Raw genomic sequence first — 21,631 nt, 5'->3', positions numbered from 1 at the left:
ATCATTGAAGGTGCACGGCATTTTTCGGAGGGGACGATGCTGGGATTGATGATGGACATGCCGCTGTTGATCAGCGGCCTGATCCAATATGCCGCCGACTATCACGGAGAGGCGGAGATCGTCGCGTGCGAGATCGAGGGTGACATCCATCGTTACACCTATGCCGAGGCCCATCCGCGGATCAAGCGCATGGCGCTGGCGCTCAAGCGGCTCGGCATGAAGCAAGGCGACCGCGTCGGCACGCTGGCCTGGAACACGCACCGCCATTTCGAGATGTTCTACGCAGCGCCCGGCATGGGCTATGTGCTGCACACCGTCAATCCGCGACTGTTCCCCGAACAACTCGTCTACATCATCAACCACGCCGAAGACCGCATCCTGTTCGTCGACCGCGCCACTCTGCCGATCGTCGAGGCAATCGCGCCGCAGCTGACGGCGGTTGAAGCTTATGTGATCATGTCATCGCGCGAACGCATGCCGGAGACGAAACTTGCGAACGTACATTGCTATGAGGAGCTGCTGGACAAGGAGAGCGACGCAGGCTTCGCCTGGCCGGAGTTCGACGAGAAATCCGCCTCCACCATCTGCTACACCTCGGGCACGACAGGCAATCCCAAAGGCGTAATCTATTCGCATCGCGCCGCGATCTTGCAGACCATGACGAGCTCCAGTTTCGACTTCATTGCCGGGCATCGCGAAGGCGTGCGCGAAGTGATGATGCCGATGGCGCCGCTGTTCCACGGCAATGGCTGGAACATGCCGTTCACTGCACCCTATACCGGATCGAAGCTGGTGCTGCCCGGCCGCAATTACGAGCCCGACAAGCTCTATGAGCTGCTGGAAGGCGAAAAGGTGACACTGTCAGCTGGCGTGCCGAGCTTCTGGCTGATCCTGCTCGACTGGCTCGGCCGTACCGGCAACAAATTCTCGGCGCTGCGCGCAACGCTGTCGTCGGGATCGGCACCGCCACGCGCGATGGTCGAGAAGCTCAAGCGCGACTATGGTGTCGACTACATTCAGGCTTGGGGCATGACCGAAGCACTGGGCTGCTCGATGCCGGGGTTGCGGCCGGGCTCGGAGCATCTCAGCGAAACCGAGATCTTCGACCGGCGCCAGATCTCGGGCCGCGCCTGCTTCGGCACCACCTTGCGCATCGTCGACGATGGCGGCCACGTGTTGCCGCGCGACGGCAGGACCGTCGGCCATTTGCGCGCCCGCGGCCCCTGGGTCGCCTCCGGCTACATGAAGCTGGACGAGGGCCTCGATCGCGATGGCTGGCTCATCACCGGCGACATGGCCGCGATCGACGCCCACGGCCACGTCACGCTCACCGACCGCTCCAAGGACGTGATCAAGTCGGGCGGCGAGTGGATCTCCTCGATCCAGCTCGAGGACATCGCGCTGTCCCACCCTGATGTGCTGCAAGCCGCCGTGGTCGCAATCCCGCACGAAAAATGGCAGGAGCGCCCTCTTCTGCTCGTCGTCCGGAAGAAGGGCGCGACCATCGACGGCAAGACACTGCTCGATCACATGCGTCCCAAGATCGCGAGCTGGTGGATGCCTGATGCGGTCGAATTCCTCGACGAATTCCCGATGACCGGTACCGGCAAGGTGCTCAAATCAGCGCTGCGCGAGAAGTTTCGAGGTTATCGCGTCGGCTGAGCCCGGCTCGCGACCTCCAAACCCGCGCTACGACACGGACAAGGACAAGGCGCGCTCAGCTGAAGCCGCTGCACGCCCGCTGCCCGTCGCCGAGGTGCCTGACGGAGCCAGTGCTGTGGTCGGCATCTGGTCGACGCTTGGCGGCGATACATTGCGAATCGAAAACGCTTCGAGCATCGCTCCGAAAATGATGATCGGCAGATAGAACGCAAGCATGATCGTATTCCTCCCGTGACAAGCTTGGGCCGCAGGGCCAGCTCCTCAAATGACAGTCTCACGCCTCGGAACATTGTCGGCGCTTACCGAGCTACCGACGAAACCGAGTCACGGCCAACTTCAAGAACGCATCGCGTCAATCGCATGGGCGATCAGAACGACTGCGCTCGCGGCAATGAGAAACACAAACAACCAGCTCACGTCCGCCTCCGATGCCGGAAGTGAACGCGTTCATCTGTGCACAGTCAAAAACGATCCGCTTGGAACCGCTATTCCGCGGCTCGCTGATGCGTCGCAGCAACAAATACATCTGCTGTCGGTCCTACCGGCAGAACGCCAGAAGGAGCAACGCGCCGACGACGCAGGCTGCTAGGACTAAAAACCAAACGCTCATACAGTCCCCCGACTCACACACGCGCGAGTCAGGATTAGCCTTACGATTTGGCTTTGAAACGTTCGGTACCGGTTTTCCCCAAGCCAAGCGTGATCATCTGGTCGCTGCGTTAGTCCAATACCTCCACGGTCGCCGAGCGACCGGCAACCAGCGACATTCCCTCCGGCACCGGATCCAGCGCAATGCGCACGGGCACGCGCTGGGCAAGCCTCACCCAGCTGAAGGTCGGATTGACGTTTGCGAGCAGGCTGGCGCCCTCGGCGCGGTCGCGGTCCTCGATCCCGGCAGCGATGCTCTCGACGCGGCCTGTCAGCGTTGCCTTCTCGCCCATCAGGCGGACCACCGCCTTGTCGCCGGTACGAATGCGCGCAAGTTTCGTCTCCTCGAAATAGCCTTCGACATGCAACGTGTCGCTGTCGACCAGCGCCATCACGCCCTTGCCGGCAGAAACGTACGCGCCGGGGCGCAGATCCATATTGGTGATCACGCCGTTGACGGAAGCCTTGACCTCGCTGCGATCGAGATTGAGCTGGGTAACCGCGCGGTCGGCGACGGCCTGGTCGAAGGCCGCCTTGGCCTGAAGCTGGGTCGCAAGCACCTGTTCCTGCTTCTGCTGCGACACGGCATCGGTCGTCAGCGCACTGTAGCGCTTCAGATCAGCATTGGCCTGATCGAGCGTCGCTTGATGCCCGGCGACCGACGCATCGGCCTGCCGCAGCGCCAGGGCAAACCGCTCGCGATCGATCCTGAACAGCACATCGCCGCGATGGACTTTCTGGTTGTCCTTGACGAGCACATCGGTGACGAAGCCGGAGACATCAGGCGCGACTTGGACCACGTCCGCGCGCACACGGCCGTCACGCGTCCAGGGCGACTCCATGTAATAGGCCCACAGCTCGCGGCCGACCCCGACCGCAGCGATGACCACGATGATGGTCACTGCAAGCCGGCCGATCCAGGCAAAACTTCCCTTCATGAGAGGTACTCCGAGAGATAGACGACGCCGCCGAGAAGGCAGACGAAAACGGCGAAATCGAACAGCGCGCGGTGCCAGACCAGCCGGTACAGGTCGAAGCGTTGCATGAGCCGGCGCAGAAGCGCGCTCAGCAGATAGGCGACGATGATCCAGAGCAGCAGCGCCGGCACCAGCACGCCATAGATGTCGATGACATATCTCATGCCGCCACACTCGCATCTGCACGCGGCCGATAGGCCGGCGCGTCCGGGAATAAGCCCCGTCGGATGCCGACGAGGCCGATCAAGGCGTCTTCGCGTGGGCTGTCATTGGGATCTTTCACCGCCTGCGCCAACGCCCGGTCGACGCTGACCAGAAGCTCGCGCGGCATTCCGCCGCCCGCATAGTTGCGGCAGGCGATGGCGAGCTGATCGAGCATGTCGTCGATGACGGCGATGGTCGATGCCGCAAGCCCGTAACGCGCGCGGCGCAGATCGATGATGTTGATCCCGATGCGGAGCTGCACGAGGCTGTCGGCGTCGCGCCGGTCGCTCTCGGAGAGGAACGCGATGCGCTGCACCAGTAGCCCGAGACGGTGCAGCATGAGCCCTGCGAACTCCGCGCGGTCGCGTTTTCCCCGCCGTTCGGCCGCAACCGCGATCGTGATCCAGCTCGACAACACCAGGCGATTGGCAATCCATTCCGCCCCCACTCCGCGCGCGATCCGCGTCACCAGCTCGGCGATGAGGACGCCGACGAAGAAGGCGACGGCGGAATTGGCGTAGGAGACGAAATCCGCGATATAGGTCGATTGCAACGCGAGCAGCGTTGCGGTGTTGGCCGCGAGCGCCATGCCGGTGCCCGCCGTGGCCGGCCGCGCGATCAGGAAGCCATAGAGCAGGAAGGTCGGCGCCAGCGCGACGACCAGAAGCTCGATGTCCGAGATCGCGGGCACCAGCGGGAACAGATAGATCGCGACGACCACGATGGCGACCAGCGACCACAGGCCGAAGCTGCGGATGAAGCGCGCGGGCTCGTCCTGCGCAGCAAAGAACGAGCAAGCGACCGCCGCCATCATCGGCGCCGATGCGCCATCCGGCCAGCCTGTGCCGATCCAGAACGCGCAGCAGATCAGGATGGCCACGGCCGCGCCGGCAGCTGACCAAAGGGCCATGCCGCGATCGCGGTGGCGGACGGGCGCAGCGCCGGCTTCGGAGTGGAACGCCAGATCGAGCGTCGAGACATTGCGGTTGTCGGCGATCGCCTCGGTCAATTCCCGGCAATCGCGCGAGAGGTCGACCAGCTCGCGCAACCGCGCCAGCAGGCTGGTGATGATGATCCGCTCCCAGGACGCGCTGTCATCGAGCACCGCCTGCCGTTCCGCGATCATGGCGCGGATCCGCTCAGCCGGTTGCCGTGTGCTGACCTCGCTGACGATCCATTGGGCAAGATCCTCCAGCAGTCGCTTCAGCTCGGGCTGCCGCCGCAGAGCGTCCTCCCCTAACGCCGCCAGACGGTCTTCGAGCGAGGCGATCACGGGCAGCAGCATCAGCATCCGCAGCCGGATCTCGCCGAGGCCGGTCACCGCGCTGCGATCGGTCAGCCGGTCATAGGCGAGATGGGTGGAGAGCGTGTCGATCTCGACGATATCGGTGGCAAGCTTGAGGCGCTTGCCGCGGCGGGTCTCAACGGTACCCTCGCGCAGCAGGACGACCTGGCTGAGGCGGCGTGCGTCGAACAGCCAGCTGTCGACACGGCCTGCGACTGCCGGGGCGACACTGCGGGGAAACACGATGGTGGAGACCAGGCTGGCGCAGATGATGCCGAGGGAAATTTCTTCCAGACGCGCAACAGCCGTGTCGAAGATCGCACCGGGGTCGGACACCGAGGGAAAGCCGATCAGCGCGACCGTGTAGCCGGCCAGCATGAAGACATAGCTGCGCGGCGTGCCGTCGAGCAGCGACAGATAGAGGCAGAGCCCGACCCAGAGTGCGATCGCGAGGCACAACAGTTCCGGCGCATTGACCAGGTTTGGGACCAGCGCCACTGTCATGATCGCGCCGACCAGCGTCCCCATGACACGGAAGAAGGCCTTTGAACTGGTCGCACCTGCGAGCGGCTGTGAGGTGATGTAGACGGTCGCCATCGCCCAATAGGGCCGCGGCAGATCCATGGCGAGCGCAATGACGAGCGCGAGCATCGACGCGGCGAACGTCTTCAAAGCAAAGATGAGGTCCGCATGGCGGACCAGGAACGGCTCATCTGGACGCATAGCTACTTCGCCTCTGGACCGGTCCTGGCGTCCTGCAGCCGGCTGGCCCTCTGTTCGATGCGCTGAAGGGTCTCGAACGTTATCGCAAGTTCCTCGGCCGCGATATCCTTGAGCAGGCGCGCCCGCACGCGCCGCAAGATCCGGTTGGTCTCCTCGACCTTGGCTTCGCCCGCGCTGGTCAGATGGAGCGTTTTGGCACGGCGATCGTTGCGGTCTTCGCGTCGCTCCACCAGACCCTCGGCCTGGAGCAGATCAATCAGTCGCACCAGCGACGGCCCTTCGATGCCGAGTTCGTCGGCCAGCACGCCTTGGCGGACGTTCTCGCCCTGCCGCGACAGCACCAGGAGCGGAATCGCGGTCGCATAGGACAGGCCGCGGTCGGACAGCGCCTGATCCGACTCGCGCCGCCAGAGGCGGGCCAGACGCGTGACCAGCCGGCCGATTTCGCCGTGGATGTGAGCCTGCGAGGGCGCCATGCAAAATAGATAGGAAACTATCTATTAGCGTGCAATCACGATCCAGTGACGGAATCGCGGCTGACGCGCACGCGGAGTTCAGGAACTCCAGTGGCGCCGCCAGCCCCTCGCCTCACTTCACCAGATACGCATCCGGATCGGCGCTCGAGCTCGGATTCTTGAAAGCGTTGCGCAAGGCTGCCGACATCGGAACGTTGTAGTTGAGGCCGTTCGGCGGAGTCGGCGATTCCAGCCATTTCTTGTAGAGCACCTCGATCTCCGGGCTCGCATAGAGCTCGGCCGTGGCGCGATCGGCGAGCGCCTTGAACGCCGCATCGTCCCGACGCAGCATGATCCCGTAAGGCTCAGGCTTGGAGAACGTCTCCTCGCTGATCATGAACAGCGCCGGCTCCTTCGAGCGCGCAATTGCGACCGCAAGCTGGACATCGTCGAGCGCATAGGCTTGAGCACGGTCGGTCTCCAGCAGCAGGAACGCCTCGGCCTGGTCCACGGCCGGCATGATTTTAATGCCGAGATTGCGCTCGGTATTGACCTTGGCGAGCTGGTTCAAATTAACCGAGCCTGCCACAGCGGTGACGGCCTTGCCCTTGAGGTCGTCGATGGTGTTGATCTTGGAAGCCTTCTTGGCGGCAAACCGCGTCGCGCTCAGGAAATGCGTGTTGGTGAAGGCGACCTGCTTCTGGCGGTCGGCATTGTTGGTGGTCGCCGAGCAGTGGAGATCGAGCGTGCCGTTGACCATCAGCGGGATGCGGTTCGACGAGGTCACGGCGACAGTCTCGACGGCAATGTCGGGCATGCCGAGCTGCTTCTTCACGGCGTCGACGATCCTGAGGCAGATGTCCATGGCGAACCCGACCGGCTTCTGGTTGCCGTCGAGATAGCTGAAGGGCACCGAGGCTTCCTGGTAGCCGAGCGTGATCTTCCCGGTGTCCTTGACCTTCTGAAGCGTGCCCGACAGATCTTCGGCAGACGCTGCGCCGGCAAGACATGTGACGGCCAAGAGGACGGCGGAAAAACGCATCGGCGGGCTCCTGAAAAGCGGCTGCGCCTCCATGCCGGGCGCCATCGATCGGTTGATAGCGCAGGCGCGCGCCAAGCGCCAGACCAGCCTCCGTTCATCAGCTGTCGCCGCTTTCGATGTGGCGGCTGGCCCTCCATGTCAGTTACATTGCTGCGCAGGCGCCCCCTCGCCGAGCCTCACGAGCCCACCACCAAGATTCTCCGCCATGACCGCCCAGACCGCCTTTGACCTGATCTTCCGCAACGCCCTGTTGCGATCATCCGTGACACCTGTCGATCTCGGAGTGAAAGGCGGACGCATCACCGCGATCGAATCCCGGCTCGCCTGCGAGGCCATCGAGATCGACGTCGGAGGGCGGCTCGCACTCCCCGGCTTCGTCGACACCCACATCCATCTCGACAAGGCCTGCCTGCTCGAACGCTGCGGGCACATCCACGGCACGCTCGGCGATGCCATCCGTGCCGTCTCGGCGATGAAGCGGGATTTCGGCATCGACGATGTCTATGCCCGCGGCGCAAAAGTGCTCGAACGCGCCATCGTGCACGGCACGACCCGGATGCGCACCCATGTCGAAATTGACCCGCGCATCGGCCTGCGCAGCTTCGAGGCGGTCAAGGCGCTCAAGCGCGACTACGCCTGGGCGATCGATCTCTCGCTCTGCGTTTTTCCACAAGAAGGCCTGACCAATGATCCTGGCGCGGAGGAGCTGCTGATCCAGGCCTTGCGCCAGGGCGCCGACGCGATCGGCGGCTGCCCCTATACCGACCCCGACCCGAACGCGCATCTCGCACGCATCTTCGAGCTCGCCGAGCAATTCGACCTCGACATCGACCTCCATCTCGACTTCGATCTCGATCCCTCCTGGTCGCATCTCGACGAAGTCGTCAGGCAGACCGAGCAGCGCAATTATCAGGGATGCGTGGCGATCGGGCATGTGACCAAACTTTCGGCCATGCCGCCGGATCGGCTGAAGGCGGCCACGGCGCAATTGGCGAGGGCCGGAATCGCCGTCACCGTGCTACCCGCCACCGATCTCTATCTGATGGGGCGTGAGGCCACCCACAACGCGCCGCGTGGATTGACGCTCGCGCACAAGCTCGCGGACGGCGGCATCGTCTGCTCGGTCGCGACCAACAACGTGCTCAATCCCTTCACGCCGTTCGGGGATGCATCGCTGCTGCGCATGGCGAACTTTTACGCCAACGTCGCCCACGCCTCCGTCGGCGACTTCGACACCTGCCTCGATCTTGTCACCGAGCTGCCGGCGCGGCTCATGAACCTCGGGGATTACGGGATCGCGGTCGGAAAGCGCGCCGATCTCGTCGTACTCGACATCAAGGACAGCCGTTTCGCCATCGCGGAGCTGCCCGATATCCTGATGGGTTTCAAGGACGGACGGCAGACCTTTGAGCGGCTGCCGGCCAAGCTGCTTCACCCGCGAATTGAACGGCGCCCACAATGAGCGCTACACATCGACCCAAGGGGAGCGACCGGATGGCCTTCGACAAACTCTTCATGAACGCACGCTTCGACGGCGGAGCGCGCCACCACATCGCGGTCAAGGACGGTCGTATCGCCGCGCTCCTGCCCGCTGATGCGCCCGCAGGCGACGCCGCGACTGTGGATCTCGGCAACGCTCTCGTCGTTCCCGGTTTCGTCGAGGGCCACATCCATCTCGACACCAGCTTCTATGGTGACGCCTGGCGTCCCCACAAGCCGTGCACCGATGGCTTCGACGTAAGCGAACGCGTGGCCTTCCAGGCGCAGAACATGGCCCTGTCAGCGCCGATGGACGTGCGAGCCCGCAACCAGCTCGATCTGTGCATCATCAATGGCTCAACGCAAATGCGCAGCCACGTCATGGTCGATGGCTCGGTCGGGCTGAAATCGCTCGAGACGATCTTGCGTGTGCGCGAGGAGTATCGGGACCTGATCGATATCCAGCTCGTCGCGTTTCCCCAGAGCGGCATTCTGGCGAGCCCGGGCACACCGCAATTGCTGGATGAGGCCATCGGCCTCGGCGCGAACCTCGTCGGCGGCCTCGATCCTGCGAGCTTTGACCGGGACGTCGAGAAGCATCTGGATGTGGTGTTTGGCGTCGCCGGGAAGCACGGCGTCGATGTCGATATCCACCTGCACGACATGGGCTCGTTGGGCGCCTTCGAGATCGAGCAGATCGCGGCGCGCACGCGCGCGCTCGGCATGGAGGGCCATGTCGCCATCAGCCACGCTTACGGCCTGGGCGATATCGCGGCGGATCACCTCAAGACTGTCGCCGAAACCCTCGCCCGCTCCGGCGTCGCGATCATGACCAATGCGCCGGGCGCCCGGGCATTCCCGCCGATCCTCGTCCTGCGCGATGCCGGCGTGACCGTGTTCAGCGGCAACGACAACATCCGCGATTCATGGTGGCCTTATGGCGATGGCGACATGCTGCGCCGGGCGACGACGCTCGGCTATCGTTCGGGCTTCAACACCGACGAGGAACTACGGGTTGCATTCGATGTCGTCACCGAATCAGGCGCCAAGGCTCTGCGGCTCGAAGGCTACGGTTTGCGTGTCGGCGCCAAGGCCGACTTCGTGACGCTGGCTGCGGAACATGTGCCTGAGGCCGTGGTCGCGGTGCCACAGGGCCGCGCCGTGTACAAGGCAGGCATGCTCGTCGCGGAAAATGGTAGGATGATCGGGAAAGCTCGCTGATCGCCGGACCAATTCACCGGCAATCCTTCTCCAAATCCGAGTCCAGTAAAATCCCGGACCGTAGCTCCCCGCGTTGCGGGAAGGGCCGCACTAACCATACTAGGACGTGCGCCCCGACCGGCTGCGTTCTCTGGGGAAGTTATGGATATGTTCAGCGCATTCAGCAGCATTGATTATCGATCCATCCGGGCCAGCACGCCTGCGGAGACCGCCGTCAAGCGATTGAACGGCATCGGCGAAGTTTTGTCGGGCCTCGATATAGCGGCGATCCACACGCAGGACGACATGGCTCGTGCGCTCCGCACGCTCGATACCGCCGACAAGTGCATTCGCATGATCCTGACCGAATTCCGCACCGAGCGCACCAAGGACGTTGTCCGTGGGGCCAAGAGCCTGATCGATTTGATCCAGACCGCGCGCGACGAGATCTCCGGCTACCTCGACAGCGGCAAAATCCTGGGCTGAGCCCGCGCGTTCAATGTTTGATCTTCGCCAGAATACGATCTGCCTCGATGCGCCAATCGGCGCTCCGGGCAAATTCCTTGGTACCCTTCATCCCAAACAAGCCTTCATCGGCGAGATCGGCGACCCAGGCCTGACGCTCGGCCGTACCCTGCGCTGACCACGGCGTCAGCCCGGCCTCGCGCACGGTTTCGGCGACTTCGCGGACCTCCTCGGCGCGGCGGCGGCCGTGCTCGATCACGCGCTGAAAGAAATAGGCGCCCTGCTTCTCCCAATTGATGGCGGGAAAGGTTTCCGCAAGCGATGCCAGCACGGCATCCTCGACGCCATAGGCGCGTGCGGTCGTAAAACTTTCGATCACCATGGCCTCGAGACCCTTGATCATGATGCTGCGGCACATCTTCACCGCCGAAGACACGCCGAGCTTGTCGCTCGCGACCTTCGCCGCAAAACCGATCGCGTTGAGCAGCGGCTCGAGCTCCCTCGCGCCCGGACCGCCGAGCAGCAGCGGCACCTTGATCCGGTAAGGCGGCACCGAGGTCATCACAGCGCCCTCGACATAGCGTCCCGCGGCACCATCGATCAGCGCTGCCGCGCGTTGTTTGGCGCCGGGCGAAGCCGAATTGAAATCCAGGAACCAGGTGCCCTGGTTGATTGCAGCCGCGCAAGCCTTTGCGACTGGCACGGCCTGGCTCGCCGTCACGGCTGAGATGATGAAGTCGGATCTCGCCGTCAGCTCGGCATGAGAGGCGGCGAGCGTCACGCCAAATTTGGCCGCGTGCTCCCTCAGCGCAGCGCCCTGCTCGCCGCCAAGCTTGATATCGTAAGCCGCGACCTTGATGTCCTGCTGGCGCAAATCCTCGGCCAGGATCCGGCCGACCTCACCATAGCCAACCAGCCCGATCTGCCAGCGCTTCGGATCCGCCATCAGTCCAGTCCTCGTGTGGTCGCGTCGAACAGTTCCCCGACCGCATAGCGGCGCGGGATCAGCGCCTGCTGGAATGCGTAGTCGACGATGAGCTCCAACGGCTTCCTGTTCGCTTCAATCCCGAAGGGCAAAAGGTCGGGCGCCCCCGCAGGTCCCACCTGCTCCTTGTTCCGCTTGAGCAGATCATAGAGGCCCGCGACCACGTCAGGGCGTGATCTTGCAAGCTGCTCCGTCACGACCACGAGATGGTTGACCGGCACGACGCCACGGCGCGCATACCATTTGGCGGCCTCCGCGGCCGGATCGGGAAACAGCGACTTCAGGCTGTGATTGTCCGAGGTCTCGCCGAGCACGGCATCCACATCGCCGTCGAGCAGCATCTGCAATACCTTCTTGTCCTTCGGCGCACGCTCGGTGGTGTCGACATATTCGGCGACGTGCGGGTCCTCGAACGTCACCCATTTGATCCTGTCGAGGTTGACGCCGTAGTCGTTGGCGAGAATGCCGCGGATCCAGGCGCCCGTCGTCGTGGTGAACGAGCGGATACCAACCCGCTTGCCTTCGAGATCGGATGGCCCGAGCATTCCGTGCGCCGGATTGTAGAGCGCGTAGGAATGCTGAAAGCGGCCGAGCACGGTCGCCGGCAGCAGCACCAGCGGCTTGCCATGACCTTTGGCCATCAGATAGGTCACGATCGCCATCTCGCAGACGTCGAAGGCCTGCTCGCGCACCATCGGCTTGAACGCGGTGTTGGTCGGTGTGTACTCGATGAAGTCGAGATCGAACAGATCGGAGCGGAGCTCACCGCTCTTCACCGCCTTGACGTGGGGGTGATTGCCGAGCACGGCCTTCAGCTTGAGACAATCCATCCGCTCGCTCCGCTTTTTTCTTCAGACGTCCTCGAAACGATCGACGTAGACCAGCCCGGCCTTCGCCAGTGCCTCGCGCATGCTGTACATGTCGAGGCCAAGCTCGCCCGAGGCGAGGCGCGCGCGCTTGCCGCTCTCGTCCGCGTTGCGCTTTTTCGCCTTCTCGGCGACTTCAGCGGCATAACGCTTCGGCACCACGACGACGCCGTCGTCATCGGCAACGATGATGTCACCCGGATCGACATTGACGCCGGCGCAAACCACGGGAACGTTGACCGAACCGAGCGTGGCCTTCACCGTGCCCTTGGCCGAGACGGCGCGCGACCACACCGGAAAATTCATCTCGAGCAGCGCCTTGACGTCGCGGCAGCCGGCGTCGATGACCAGCCCCTGCACGCCGCGCGCCTGGAGCGAGGTTGCAAGCAGCTCGCCGAACATGCCGTCGGTATTGTCGGTGGTGCAGCCGACGACGAGGATATCGCCCTCCCGGCACTGCTCGACCGCGACATGGATCATCCAGTTGTCGCCGGGCTGCGCCAGCACGGTCACCGCGGGACCGGCGATCGATGCCCCCGCCCAAACAGGCCGCAAGTATGGCTTCATCAGGCCGAGGCGGCCATAGGCCTCGTGCACGGTCGAGACGCCGTACTCGGCTATCCCGGCGGGATCGGCTCGCTCAATGTTGCGAACGACGACCGGCCTCATGCCAATTCCTCCGCCACGGTCGGGAACAGGCGCTGATAGGCTTCGCCATAAGTCATCGGCACGCCGGTGTTGCGGCTGCCCTGGATGCCGCGGTTGAGCGCGACGCGCTCATAATAGCCCCAGAGATGCTTTTGTGCGGCCAGGATCTGGAATGCCTCGTATTTTTGCTTCCAGACCTCGTCGATTTTGAGCAGCAGGTCCGGCTTGTAATTGCACTGCTCGGGCTGGTGCGGCTCGAACAGGAACACCGGCGGCGCCGAATATTTATACTGCGCGCCCGGCTTGTGACCCATCGCCTGTGCGACCACGCGGGTCTCCTGCGCGAAATGCGCCGCATTCGGGTGATCGAAATTATAGGGGTCTTCCAGCGCGTGCGTCAGCACGAAGCTCGGATTGAGCTCACGGTAGATGTCGACCATGCGGTCGAAATGCGCCTCGGTGAGTTTCAGCGGATAGTCGCCGCAATCGAAGAACTCGATCTCTGCACCCAATAGCTTGGCCGCCCGCTCCGCCTCGTCTTTGCGACCGGCCTTGACCGACTCCAGCGTTGCGCCCTTTTCCTTCCAGGCAAACTGGCTCTCGCCGCGTTCGCCGAAGGACATGCAGACGATCTTCATGCGGTAGCCCTTCTTCGCATGCAGCGCGATGGCGCCCCCGGCGCGCCAGACGAAATCGCCAGGATGGGCGGTGATCACGAGACCTGTTTTCATGGGAGAACTCCCCTCTTCTTGAGTAGACATTCTGTCGACCGCCATCGCGATCATCGGTCGAACCCAAACAGACGCGCGGGATTGTCGACCAGGATCTTCTGCTGATATTCCGCCTCCGGTGCGAACAGCGGAATGAGATCGACGAGGTCACCGTCGTTCGGCATCATCTTCACGTTGGGGTGCGGCCAGTCGGTGCCCCAGATGACGCGGTCAGGGGCTGTCTCGACTATTTTTCGTGCGAACGGCACCGCGTCGGCGAACGGCGGGCCGGCCGAGGACACCCGCTCAGAGCCGCAAATCTTGACCCAGCACTTCTCATCGCGCTGCATCAGCTCGATCAAAATCTTGAACGGAAGCTGGTCGAGCCCTTCGGCGGCCGTCACCCGTCCCATATGGTCGATGGTGTAGCTCAGCGGCAGCCTCGTCAGCATGCCCGCATATTCGGGTAGATCGATCGCGTCGAAATGCAGATCGATGTGCCAGCCGAGCGGTGCGACCATCGCGATGATACGGTTGAACACGCGCTTGTCGGGAACGCCGCCGAGATGGCGCACGAAATTGAAGCGACAGCCGCGGAAGCCGCCGTCGTGCAGCACACGCAAGCCCCGCTCGGTGATGGTGTCGTCGATATTGGCGACCGCGCGATAGGCCCCGTTACTCTGCGCGATGGCGTCGCGCGCCACCGTATTGTCGGTGCCGTGGACGCTGGCATTGACGATGACCGCACGTTCCACGCCGAGCTTGGCATGCAACACCGTGAAGTCTTCCAGCGGGGCATCCGGCGGCGTGTAGGATCGGTCCGGCGAATATGGATATTTCGCGCCGGGCCCGAAGATGTGGCAATGCGCATCGCAGGACAGTTTCGGCAGCTTGAATCTGGGTGTCCGCGTGTCGGGATCGGGCGGCGGAATGGTCGGCGTGTACAACATCGTCATCACTTCAACCGCCGGACGAGAATGCTTCTTCAAACCTTGCTGCTTGCGACAGCCCGCCGCCGTGCCGGAGCGGCCTGATCCAGCGCCGGCGCCTGAAACGCGGCGACGGTGGCCTGCACCAACTGCTCGATGGCATTGGCGGGATCGCTGCCGTCGGCCTCGCCGCGCGACAGCCGCGAGACGCGATCCGGCGTCACCAGCGAGTAATAGAGTGCGCCGAGCAGGAAGTGGCTGCGCCAGACGACGTCGGTGCGCGGAATGTGCGGCAGGCTCTCATGAATCGCGTCGATGAAGGCATGGCTGGTGTCGTCAAACGTCTGCGCGATGATTTTCCGCGCGACTTCGTTGCCCTCGGCCGACATCACGGCGCGCAGCCGCGTGAAACGCGCCCCGCCGCCGGCGAGATCGCTGCCCGAGGTGAAGGCCGGCACCACATAGGCCCGCACGATCGCTTCCAGCCGGTCCTGGAGATCGCGCACGCGCTTGGCGGCCGCGAGCAGCTCGGAGCGGCGCAGGTTCATCGGCGCGCAATGGCGCCGGTAGATCTCCAGCAGCAGCCCGTCCTTGGTCTTGAAATGATAGGTCACGCTGCCGGGATTGGCCCCTGCTGCGTGAGCGATATCGCGGACCGAGACGGCGTTGAAGCCGTTGGTGGCGAACAACTCCTCCGCCGCGGCGAGGATCGCCTCGCGCATGTTCGGCTTGCGGGCCGTGTCCTTGCTGGTGGGTTTGCGTGACATGTGATTTGTACTATCGTACAAAAGATCAGGTCTCGTCAACAAAAACGAGGCACCGTTGCCCCTCAAGACGCTCGGCCGAGCGCTCCAAGGCGCTGCCGCCGTGCCGACCGTCGCTCAATCAGGCGTATTGAGCAATGAGATGCCTCGCTCGCCGGTCAATTGTGCGCACGCGCCCTCGTTCTCTCCGACGACGCAGCACGTCGCAGGAATTCATCATCGTCGCCCCCGCCCTGCGGGATCAGGATGGCGCGTTCGCGCGGCAGGGCTTCCGGCATCTCGTCGCGGATGAAAGCGATCAGCTTCTCGCGCATTTCGCAGCGCAGGTCCCAGGATTGCGGCGCATTGCGTGCGCTGACCAGCGCACGCAACTCGATGGTGCGGGAATCCGCGTCGATCACCTGGAGATTGACCACTGCGCCATCCCAGAGTTTCGACTCTTTCACGGCTCCCTCGAGCCAGCGGCGGATACGCGGGACGTCCGCGCGATAGTCGACATGAAGCGCGATGACGCCGATCAGGGATGCGGTATCGCGGGTCCAGTTCTGAAACGGCTTTTCGATGAAATAGGACAGTGGCACCACCATGCGGCGCCAGTCCCACAGCCGGATCACGACATAGGTCGCGGCGATATCCTCGACCCAGCCCCACTCGTTCTCGATGATGACGGCATCCTCGATCCGGATCGGCTGGGTGATCGCGATCTGCAGGCCCGCGATCAGATTGCTGAGCAATGGTCGCGCGGCAAGACCGACGATGAGACCGGCAGCACCAGCGGAGGCGAACAGGCTGACGCCATATTGCCTGACCGAATCGAACGTCATCAGCGCGGTCGAGACCGTGATGACGACGATGATGATGTCGGTGACGCGCTTGAACACGCGCACTTGCGTCACGTGCTTGCGCGCGACGAAGTTCTCGGTGACGTCGCGAAAGTTCTGCAGATACCGCGCCGCGCTCATGTCCACGACGCGAATCGATATCCAGCCGATCAGCGCGATGACGGCAACGACGAACAGACGGGTCAAAGGGGTGCGGAACGCGTCGTCGAGCGGCGCAAGCGGCAGAACCAGCGCGACGGCGGCAAGGCACACGGCGAGCTGCGCCGGCCCTGAGGTGCGCTCGATGAAGACGCTCAGGAGCGGAATCCGGGTTCCGAAGGCGCGGTTGAGCAGCCAGACGGCGAGCCGATAGAACGACAGCGCAAGCAGCATCGCTCCGGCGACCAGACCGAGACCGATAAACCATGATGGTATCCACCCGAACATCTTGTCGATGTCGGCCGTGAGGGCCTGCCAGTTCATTCATGTCCCCGGTATTGCACTTGCCCTCGCCAACGCATTCTGCCCTGTTTCGCTCCGCCCGCTGCGTGCAATGCAGCATCCCTCTGGTGCAACCGTCGCCGAACTGCGCTAGTTTGAGGCAACCATGACCAGACGTACCGGCAGCGCCGATCTTCCTCTCCACACCGGGCGGGTTCCGCCGTGGCTCGCGAATCGCATGGCCTCGCTGGGTGCGATCGTCACGCAGGCGATCGTGCATCATTACGGCCGCGATGCGTTCATGCAGCGGCTGTCGCATCCGTTCTGGTTCCAGTCGTTCGGCGCCGTGATGGGGATGGATTGGCACTCCTCGGGCATCACGACATCGGTGATCGGTGCACTGAAGCGTGGGCTTGGCCCGCTCCAGGATGAGCTCGGGATCTATGTCTGCGGCGGCCGCGGCCAGCATTCGCGCAGGACGCCGGACGAGCTGTTGCAGCTCGGTGAGCGCGTCGGCTTCGATGGCGCGAAGCTCACGCGGGCCTCGCGGCTCGTGGCGAAAGTCGACAGCGCCGCCGTGCAGGACGGTTTTGATCTTTATCTGCACGGCTTCTTCGTGACCGCCGATGGCAAGTGGACGGTCGTGCAGCAGGGTATGAATGGCGACAAGCGCCAGGCCCGGCGCTATCATTGGCATTCCGAGGCACTGAAGAGTTTTGTCGATGCGCCTCACAGCGCGATCGACGGCCCGCAGCAGGGCGAGATCGTCAATCTGACCGACCATCGCGCCGACGTCTCGCGCAGCGCGCAACTCGAGCTGCTCGCCGAGTTCGGCCCCGATCGCATCCTCGCCGAATTCGAACGACTCTCCGGGACGGCGCCCGAGCCCGCGCAGGCCATGCTGCCGCATCTGATCATGCCGGCGCATCACGATGTCAGGCCGAAGGACGTGTTCGCGCGCCGCCTGCACGGCACGCTTGCGGCGGCTGCCGAGCGCGGCCCGGTCGACTTCCCCGAACTGCTGCTGACGCCCGGCGTCGGCGCGCGTACCGTGCGCTCGCTGGCGATGGTCGCCGAGGTCGTGCACGGCGCGCCCTATCGCTTCAGGGATCCAGCGCGCTTCTCGCTCGCTCATGGCGGCAAGGACCGGCATCCCTACCCCGTCCCGATCAAGGTCTATGACGAGACCATCCGCGTGCTGAAGGGCGCGATCCAGAGCGCCAAGCTCGGACGCGAGGAAGAGATGCAGGCGATCAAGCGCCTCGACGACCAGGCGCGGCGGCTTGAACGCACTGCAGACGGCCCGTCGGTCGGGGCCTACATCGAGGGCGAACGTGCAGCCTCGCCCGATCTCGACGGCCGCTCCGTGTTCGGCTGGGAACGAGATCTGGTCGCGTCGCGCAAATCGACGGCCTGACGCCGCTCGCCGGAATCGGCCACAACGGGCAACTTCGCGATCGCGCGGAGGCCCGGCCGCTTGCGCCAGCGGATCTGCGACGGATCGACAGCCAGACCAAGCCTTGGCCAGCGGGTCAACAGCGCCTGGAGCGCACACGCGCCCTCGATCCGCGCCAGCTGATGGCCGAGGCAGAAATGAATTCCCGTGCCGAACGAGATGTGGCGGTTGGGCTTGCGTTCGAGATCGAGCCGCGCCGGTTGCTCGTGCACCGCCGGATCCATGTTCGCCGCCGCGAGCATCACCATGACCCGATCACCCTTCTTCAGCCGCACGCCTTCGAGCTCGACGTTCCGTCGCACATAACGCGGTTTTGAAAACTGCACTGGCGAAACGAAACGCAAGAACTCTTCCACTGCAAGCCCGGCGCGGCTCCAGTCCTGTTCCAGCCAGTCGCGCAGCGCCGGATTCCCGAGCAGCTCGTACACCGAGCCACTGATGAGATGCGTGGTGGTCTCGGAGCCCGCCGCGAGCAGCAGGAACACCATCGAGACCATTTCGTCCGGCGTGATCTCGCCGCCCTCGCGTTCGACCTGGACCAACTCCGCGATCAGGCCTTCGCCGCCTCGCTCGCGCGCGATTTGCAGCTGCTCCCGGAGATAGTTCCGCATCTTGCGAAACGCGAGCAGCAGGCGAAAGAAGCTGACGACGTTCGTCAGCGAGGACATCGCATTGGCCCAGGCGATGAAGCGCGGGCGATCCGCCATCGGCAGGCCAAGCAGCTCGGAGATCACAGACAGTGGCAGGATGCGCGCATAGCGCTCGACGAGATCGGCCGGACTTCCTTCCGCGAACAATTCCGACGCAAGGTCATCCGCGATGTCGCGGATGCGCGGCTCCATCGCGAGGATGGCGCGGCGGCGAAAGGCTTCGTCGACGATGTTCCGCAGCCGGGTATGGTCCGGCTCGTCCATCGCCAGCATGTTGTTCGCGATGGTCCTGACCAGGCCCGGCATCCACCAGCGCAGGCCGGCCACGTCGCCATCTTCCTTGCGCAGCGTAAAGACCGCGCTGTCCTTCAGCACCTGTGCGGCGGCGTCATGAGTGGTCGTGATCCAGACGTCGCCGACGAGGGGAAAACGGGTGGCGACCACGGGCCCTTGCGCCCGCAGGGCCGCGATGGCGTTGGGCGGGTCGCGAAAGAAGGCCTCGCTGGTGAAATCGAGGCGCGGTCCCATGGGATCACCGGACAGGTTGGTGGCGCTTCAACCAGATGGCGTACGATGCTGCAGATGCAAGGGCCGGAACCCACCCTGCTCGCGCGACCGGACTAACCGCGTCCCGGCGTGCGCGGGCCGGCCTTGCGCTGCTGCTGGCTGGTGTAGGCGTCCCAATGGCTCCAGCTGCCATTGCTCAGACTTTGCAGGTCGGTACCGAGCGGACGGCGCGTGCGCTTGTCGTGATCGGCGATCACACGCTCGGACTGCGCGATCTTGCGTTTCAGTTCCACGACCGCCTTCTGGGTCTGGCCGTTCCGCTTCGAGGACGCGATCTCGCCCATCGTGAAGCGCGCGGTCTCCAGCGCCTTCAACTCGGCGCGGTTCTTCTTCAACTGAACCCGGTGCCAGGCGATGTTGCTGTCGCTGTCCGCAACCATGTGGGAACTCCGCTGATTCGCTCCCACAGTTTATCAAGGCCCGAATCGGCGGGGCAACGCCCACGCCACGGCGAAAATACGGTCTCTTCGAGGCTCAGCGCTCGGCAAAGGCCTTTTCGACCACGAACTGGGCCGGCTCGCCATGATTGCCTTCGACGAACCCGCGCTCGCCGAGGAGCACGCGGGTGTCGGCCACCAGCGCCGGGCTGCCGCAGATCATGACACGGTCGTGGGCCGCTTCGAGCGCCGGCAGGCCGATATCGCTGAACAGTTTGCCTGACGTGATGAGGTCGGTGATGCGGCCGCGGTTGCGGAAGGGATCGCGCGTCACGGTCGGATAGTAGAGCAGCTGGTTCCGGATGTACTCGCCGAGCATCTCGTCCTTGGGCAAATGCTCGGTGATCATCTCGCCATAGGCGAGTTCCTTCACATGTCGGCAGCCGTGCAGCAGCACGACTTTCTCGAACCGCTCGTAGGTCTCGGGGTCCTTGATCACGCTCAGGAACGGCGCGAGGCCCGTGCCGGTGCCGATCAGGTAAAGGTTGCGCCCGTCCTCCAGATTGTCGATGACCAGCGTGCCGGTGGCCTTGCGGCTGACGATGATCTCGTCGCCTTCCTTCAGATGCTGGAGCCTTGAGGTCAGCGGACCGTCAGGCACCTTGATCGAGAAGAACTCGAGCGTGTCCTCGTAATTGGCGCTGGCGACGCTGTAGGCCCGCAGCAGGGGCTTCTCGCCGACCTGGAGCCCGATCATGGTGAACTCGCCGTTACGGAAACGGAAGGTCGGGCTGCGGGTGGTCTTGAAGGAGAACAGCGTGTCGGTCCAATGGTGGACGCTCAAAACGCTTTCCTGATTGAAATTGCTCATCTCACCTTCCCTGGCGCGTCATCTGCGATTTTCGAGGCGGGCAGCCATGCATCGTTTGTATACGATCATTCGTATACAAATGAATAATCCTGCTTGATCCCGCGGTCAAGGCTGCCCAAGATCGAAAGCGTTGCAGTTAGGAATAAGGAGCCCCTTCCATGGCGCATGACGCACCCCAGGCCACCGGACCCTCGAAGCTCGTGATCCGCAATATCGGCCTGATCCTGTCCGGCGCGATGGAAAAGCCGATCCTGGATGGCGACACCATCGTCGCCGAGAACGGCAAGATCAGCGCGATCGGCCGCTTCAAGGACCTCGACACTGAAGGCGCCACCACCATCGTCGAGGCCAACGGCACCGCGGTGGCGCCCGGCCTGATCGACAGCCACGTCCATCCCGTCGCCGGCGACTGGACGCCGCGTCAGAACCAGATCGGCTGGATCGACAGCAATCTGCATGGCGGCGTCACCACCATGATCTCCGCCGGCGAAGTGCACATGCCCGGCCGCCCGCGCGACGTCGTCGGGCTGAAGGCCATGGCCATCTTCGCCCAGCGCGCCTTCTGGAATTTGCGGCCCGGCGGCGTGAAGGTTCACGCCGGCGCACCCGTGATCGAATGCGAGATGGTCGAGGAGGATTTCAAGGAGCTCGCCGCAGCCGGCGTCAAGCTGCTCGGCGAAGTCGGCCTCGGCGGCGTCAAGGACGGCCCGACCGCGCGCAGGATGGTCGGCTGGGCCCGCAAATACGGAATCCAGAGCACGATCCACACCGGCGGTCCCTCGATCCCCGGCTCCGGCCTGATCGACAAAGACGTGGTGCTCGAAGCCGACACCGACGTGGTCGGCCACATCAATGGCGGTCACACCGCCCTGCCGGACGATCAGATCCGCTGCATCTGCGAGGGCTGCAAGCGGGGTCTCGAGCTCGTGCACAACGGAAATGAGCGCTCGGCCCTGTTCACGCTACGCACCGCGCGCGAGATGGGCGATCTGCACCGCGTCATCCTCGGCACCGATGCGCCCGCCGGCTCCGGTGTGCAGCCGCTCGGCATCCTGCGCATGGTTTCGATGCTGTCCTCGCTCGGCGATCTGCCGGCCGAGATCGCGTTCTGCCTTGCGACCGGCAACACCGCGCGGATGCGGCAGCTCGATTGCGGCCTCATTGAACTGGGCCGCTCCGCCGATTTCGTCATCATGGACAAGGCGCAGCACTCGCCCGGCAAGAACATCCTCGAGAGCGTGCAGCTCGGCGACCTCCCCGGCATCGGCATGACCATCATCGACGGCATCGTGCGGACCCAGCGCAGCCGCAACACGCCGCCGGCCGGAAGGGTGCCGGAGGTCGTGGCGAAGTAGAGCCAAGGAAAAAGCGCTAACCCGTCATCCTGAGGTGCTCGTCTTGCAAAG

The 21,631-nt window shown here is 64.0% G+C and carries 22 protein-coding genes; 6 read left to right on the top strand and 16 right to left on the bottom strand.

What is annotated here, in order from left to right; translation table 11 throughout:
* Window positions 1-36: 36 nt before the first annotated feature.
* Window positions 37-1,662: a long-chain fatty acid--CoA ligase gene (locus BM222_RS19250; protein WP_092230531.1), complete on the top strand. Its 1,626-nt coding sequence runs from the start codon at window positions 37-39 to the stop codon at window positions 1,660-1,662.
* Window positions 1,663-1,689: 27 nt separating this feature from the next.
* Here the strand turns inward: BM222_RS19250 and BM222_RS19245 are convergent, their stop codons facing one another.
* The 6 genes from BM222_RS19245 to BM222_RS19220 all read right to left on the bottom strand — a co-directional run bounded on the left by BM222_RS19245 (window position 1,690) and on the right by BM222_RS19220 (window position 6,996).
* A complete protein-coding gene (locus BM222_RS19245; RefSeq protein ID WP_092230343.1) occupies window positions 1,690-1,878 on the bottom strand; it encodes a hypothetical protein in 189 nt (62 codons plus the stop codon).
* Between the two features lie 503 nt (window positions 1,879-2,381).
* Window positions 2,382-3,248 (bottom strand): efflux RND transporter periplasmic adaptor subunit, encoded by an 867-nt coding sequence (locus BM222_RS19240; protein WP_092230341.1) that lies wholly within the window; start codon window positions 3,246-3,248, stop codon window positions 2,382-2,384.
* The gene (locus BM222_RS19235; RefSeq protein WP_092230338.1) at window positions 3,245-3,451 is read right to left on the bottom strand and encodes a DUF1656 domain-containing protein; all 207 of its coding nucleotides are present in this window, start codon (window positions 3,449-3,451) and stop codon (window positions 3,245-3,247) included. The genes BM222_RS19240 and BM222_RS19235 overlap by 4 nt, the downstream gene beginning before the upstream one ends.
* Window positions 3,448-5,499 (bottom strand): FUSC family protein, encoded by a 2,052-nt coding sequence (locus tag BM222_RS19230; RefSeq protein ID WP_092230336.1) that lies wholly within the window; start codon window positions 5,497-5,499, stop codon window positions 3,448-3,450. The genes BM222_RS19235 and BM222_RS19230 overlap by 4 nt, the downstream gene beginning before the upstream one ends.
* 2 nt (window positions 5,500-5,501) lie before the next feature.
* Window positions 5,502-5,975, bottom strand: coding sequence for a MarR family winged helix-turn-helix transcriptional regulator (locus BM222_RS19225; protein ID WP_092230334.1), 474 nt, complete (start codon window positions 5,973-5,975; stop codon window positions 5,502-5,504).
* 112 nt (window positions 5,976-6,087) lie between these two features.
* Complete coding sequence (locus tag BM222_RS19220) at window positions 6,088-6,996, bottom strand: amino acid ABC transporter substrate-binding protein (protein WP_092230528.1); 909 nt, start codon at window positions 6,994-6,996, stop codon at window positions 6,088-6,090.
* A 205-nt stretch (window positions 6,997-7,201) separates the two neighbouring features.
* Between BM222_RS19220 and BM222_RS19215 the strand changes: the two genes are divergently transcribed.
* The 3 genes from BM222_RS19215 (at window position 7,202) to BM222_RS19205 (ending at window position 10,161) form a co-directional block, all read left to right on the top strand.
* Complete coding sequence (locus BM222_RS19215; RefSeq protein ID WP_092230332.1) at window positions 7,202-8,458, top strand: amidohydrolase family protein; 1,257 nt, start codon at window positions 7,202-7,204, stop codon at window positions 8,456-8,458.
* 32 nt (window positions 8,459-8,490) lie between these two features.
* The gene (locus BM222_RS19210) at window positions 8,491-9,696 is read left to right on the top strand and encodes an amidohydrolase family protein (protein WP_092230330.1); all 1,206 of its coding nucleotides are present in this window, start codon (window positions 8,491-8,493) and stop codon (window positions 9,694-9,696) included.
* A gap of 147 nt (window positions 9,697-9,843) precedes the next feature.
* Window positions 9,844-10,161 carry a hypothetical protein gene (locus BM222_RS19205; RefSeq protein ID WP_092230525.1) on the top strand — a complete coding sequence of 106 codons (318 nt, stop codon included), beginning with the start codon at window positions 9,844-9,846 and terminating at the stop codon, window positions 10,159-10,161.
* 10 nt (window positions 10,162-10,171) lie between these two features.
* Here the strand turns inward: BM222_RS19205 and BM222_RS19200 are convergent, their stop codons facing one another.
* The 7 genes from BM222_RS19200 to BM222_RS19170 all read right to left on the bottom strand — a co-directional run bounded on the left by BM222_RS19200 (window position 10,172) and on the right by BM222_RS19170 (window position 16,346).
* A complete protein-coding gene (locus tag BM222_RS19200) occupies window positions 10,172-11,086 on the bottom strand; it encodes a DUF1932 domain-containing protein (RefSeq protein WP_092230328.1) in 915 nt (304 codons plus the stop codon).
* Window positions 11,086-11,955, bottom strand: coding sequence for a substrate-binding domain-containing protein (locus BM222_RS19195; protein WP_092230326.1), 870 nt, complete (start codon window positions 11,953-11,955; stop codon window positions 11,086-11,088). Before BM222_RS19195 ends, BM222_RS19200 begins: the two co-directional genes overlap by 1 nt.
* Before the next feature lie 21 nt (window positions 11,956-11,976).
* Window positions 11,977-12,660 carry a 4-carboxy-4-hydroxy-2-oxoadipate aldolase/oxaloacetate decarboxylase gene (locus BM222_RS19190; RefSeq protein ID WP_092230324.1) on the bottom strand — a complete coding sequence of 228 codons (684 nt, stop codon included), beginning with the start codon at window positions 12,658-12,660 and terminating at the stop codon, window positions 11,977-11,979.
* Window positions 12,657-13,370 carry a PIG-L deacetylase family protein gene (locus BM222_RS19185; RefSeq protein ID WP_092230322.1) on the bottom strand — a complete coding sequence of 238 codons (714 nt, stop codon included), beginning with the start codon at window positions 13,368-13,370 and terminating at the stop codon, window positions 12,657-12,659. The genes BM222_RS19190 and BM222_RS19185 overlap by 4 nt, the downstream gene beginning before the upstream one ends.
* Window positions 13,371-13,420: 50 nt before the next feature.
* Window positions 13,421-14,305, bottom strand: coding sequence for an amidohydrolase family protein (locus BM222_RS19180; RefSeq protein WP_092230320.1), 885 nt, complete (start codon window positions 14,303-14,305; stop codon window positions 13,421-13,423).
* A 29-nt stretch (window positions 14,306-14,334) separates the two neighbouring features.
* Entirely contained in the window at window positions 14,335-15,045 is a 711-nt protein-coding gene (locus BM222_RS19175; RefSeq protein WP_092230318.1) for a TetR/AcrR family transcriptional regulator, read from the bottom strand.
* A gap of 155 nt (window positions 15,046-15,200) precedes the next feature.
* The gene (locus BM222_RS19170) at window positions 15,201-16,346 is read right to left on the bottom strand and encodes a mechanosensitive ion channel family protein (protein WP_092230316.1); all 1,146 of its coding nucleotides are present in this window, start codon (window positions 16,344-16,346) and stop codon (window positions 15,201-15,203) included.
* Between the two features lie 124 nt (window positions 16,347-16,470).
* On the opposite strand from BM222_RS19170, the gene BM222_RS19165 reads away from it, so the two are divergent.
* A complete protein-coding gene (locus BM222_RS19165) occupies window positions 16,471-17,721 on the top strand; it encodes a DUF763 domain-containing protein (RefSeq protein WP_092230314.1) in 1,251 nt (416 codons plus the stop codon).
* Here the strand turns inward: BM222_RS19165 and BM222_RS19160 are convergent.
* From BM222_RS19160 to BM222_RS19150, 3 genes are all read right to left on the bottom strand, one after another.
* Window positions 17,622-18,938 (bottom strand): cytochrome P450, encoded by a 1,317-nt coding sequence (locus tag BM222_RS19160; protein ID WP_092230312.1) that lies wholly within the window; start codon window positions 18,936-18,938, stop codon window positions 17,622-17,624. The two genes, BM222_RS19165 and BM222_RS19160, sit on opposite strands and share 100 nt — an antisense overlap.
* 92 nt (window positions 18,939-19,030) lie before the next feature.
* The gene (locus BM222_RS19155) at window positions 19,031-19,357 is read right to left on the bottom strand and encodes a hypothetical protein (RefSeq protein ID WP_092230310.1); all 327 of its coding nucleotides are present in this window, start codon (window positions 19,355-19,357) and stop codon (window positions 19,031-19,033) included.
* A 94-nt stretch (window positions 19,358-19,451) separates the two neighbouring features.
* A complete protein-coding gene (locus BM222_RS19150; protein ID WP_092230308.1) occupies window positions 19,452-20,225 on the bottom strand; it encodes a ferredoxin--NADP reductase in 774 nt (257 codons plus the stop codon).
* Between the two features lie 158 nt (window positions 20,226-20,383).
* On the opposite strand from BM222_RS19150, the gene BM222_RS19145 reads away from it, so the two are divergent.
* Window positions 20,384-21,580, top strand: coding sequence for an amidohydrolase family protein (locus tag BM222_RS19145; RefSeq protein WP_092230307.1), 1,197 nt, complete (start codon window positions 20,384-20,386; stop codon window positions 21,578-21,580).
* The last annotated feature ends 51 nt before the right edge of the window (window positions 21,581-21,631 follow it).

Origin of the sequence: Bradyrhizobium sp. Gha (assembly GCF_900113735.1) — a bacterium.
Lineage (GTDB): Bacteria > Pseudomonadota > Alphaproteobacteria > Rhizobiales > Xanthobacteraceae > Bradyrhizobium.
Note: the sequence above shows the minus strand (reverse complement) of the source record. Positions and strands in the feature narration are given on the sequence as shown.

Coding starts and splice junctions, on each gene's coding strand:
- BM222_RS19220 (WP_092230528.1), bottom strand. CDS start 6,996: ATGCGTTTTTCCGCCGTCCTCTTGGCCGTCACATGTCTTGCCGGCGCA.
- BM222_RS19205 (WP_092230525.1), top strand. CDS start 9,844: ATGTTCAGCGCATTCAGCAGCATTGATTATCGATCCATCCGGGCCAGC.
- BM222_RS19250 (WP_092230531.1), top strand. CDS start 37: ATGCTGGGATTGATGATGGACATGCCGCTGTTGATCAGCGGCCTGATC.
- BM222_RS19150 (WP_092230308.1), bottom strand. CDS start 20,225: ATGAGCAATTTCAATCAGGAAAGCGTTTTGAGCGTCCACCATTGGACC.
- BM222_RS19240 (WP_092230341.1), bottom strand. CDS start 3,248: ATGAAGGGAAGTTTTGCCTGGATCGGCCGGCTTGCAGTGACCATCATC.
- BM222_RS19215 (WP_092230332.1), top strand. CDS start 7,202: ATGACCGCCCAGACCGCCTTTGACCTGATCTTCCGCAACGCCCTGTTG.
- BM222_RS19235 (WP_092230338.1), bottom strand. CDS start 3,451: ATGAGATATGTCATCGACATCTATGGCGTGCTGGTGCCGGCGCTGCTG.
- BM222_RS19245 (WP_092230343.1), bottom strand. CDS start 1,878: ATGCTTGCGTTCTATCTGCCGATCATCATTTTCGGAGCGATGCTCGAA.
- BM222_RS19175 (WP_092230318.1), bottom strand. CDS start 15,045: ATGTCACGCAAACCCACCAGCAAGGACACGGCCCGCAAGCCGAACATG.
- BM222_RS19195 (WP_092230326.1), bottom strand. CDS start 11,955: ATGGATTGTCTCAAGCTGAAGGCCGTGCTCGGCAATCACCCCCACGTC.
- BM222_RS19190 (WP_092230324.1), bottom strand. CDS start 12,660: ATGAGGCCGGTCGTCGTTCGCAACATTGAGCGAGCCGATCCCGCCGGG.
- BM222_RS19210 (WP_092230330.1), top strand. CDS start 8,491: ATGGCCTTCGACAAACTCTTCATGAACGCACGCTTCGACGGCGGAGCG.
- BM222_RS19155 (WP_092230310.1), bottom strand. CDS start 19,357: ATGGTTGCGGACAGCGACAGCAACATCGCCTGGCACCGGGTTCAGTTG.
- BM222_RS19185 (WP_092230322.1), bottom strand. CDS start 13,370: ATGAAAACAGGTCTCGTGATCACCGCCCATCCTGGCGATTTCGTCTGG.
- BM222_RS19145 (WP_092230307.1), top strand. CDS start 20,384: ATGGCGCATGACGCACCCCAGGCCACCGGACCCTCGAAGCTCGTGATC.
- BM222_RS19160 (WP_092230312.1), bottom strand. CDS start 18,938: ATGGGACCGCGCCTCGATTTCACCAGCGAGGCCTTCTTTCGCGACCCG.
- BM222_RS19225 (WP_092230334.1), bottom strand. CDS start 5,975: ATGGCGCCCTCGCAGGCTCACATCCACGGCGAAATCGGCCGGCTGGTC.
- BM222_RS19200 (WP_092230328.1), bottom strand. CDS start 11,086: ATGGCGGATCCGAAGCGCTGGCAGATCGGGCTGGTTGGCTATGGTGAG.
- BM222_RS19180 (WP_092230320.1), bottom strand. CDS start 14,305: ATGACGATGTTGTACACGCCGACCATTCCGCCGCCCGATCCCGACACG.
- BM222_RS19165 (WP_092230314.1), top strand. CDS start 16,471: ATGACCAGACGTACCGGCAGCGCCGATCTTCCTCTCCACACCGGGCGG.
- BM222_RS19170 (WP_092230316.1), bottom strand. CDS start 16,346: ATGAACTGGCAGGCCCTCACGGCCGACATCGACAAGATGTTCGGGTGG.
- BM222_RS19230 (WP_092230336.1), bottom strand. CDS start 5,499: ATGCGTCCAGATGAGCCGTTCCTGGTCCGCCATGCGGACCTCATCTTT.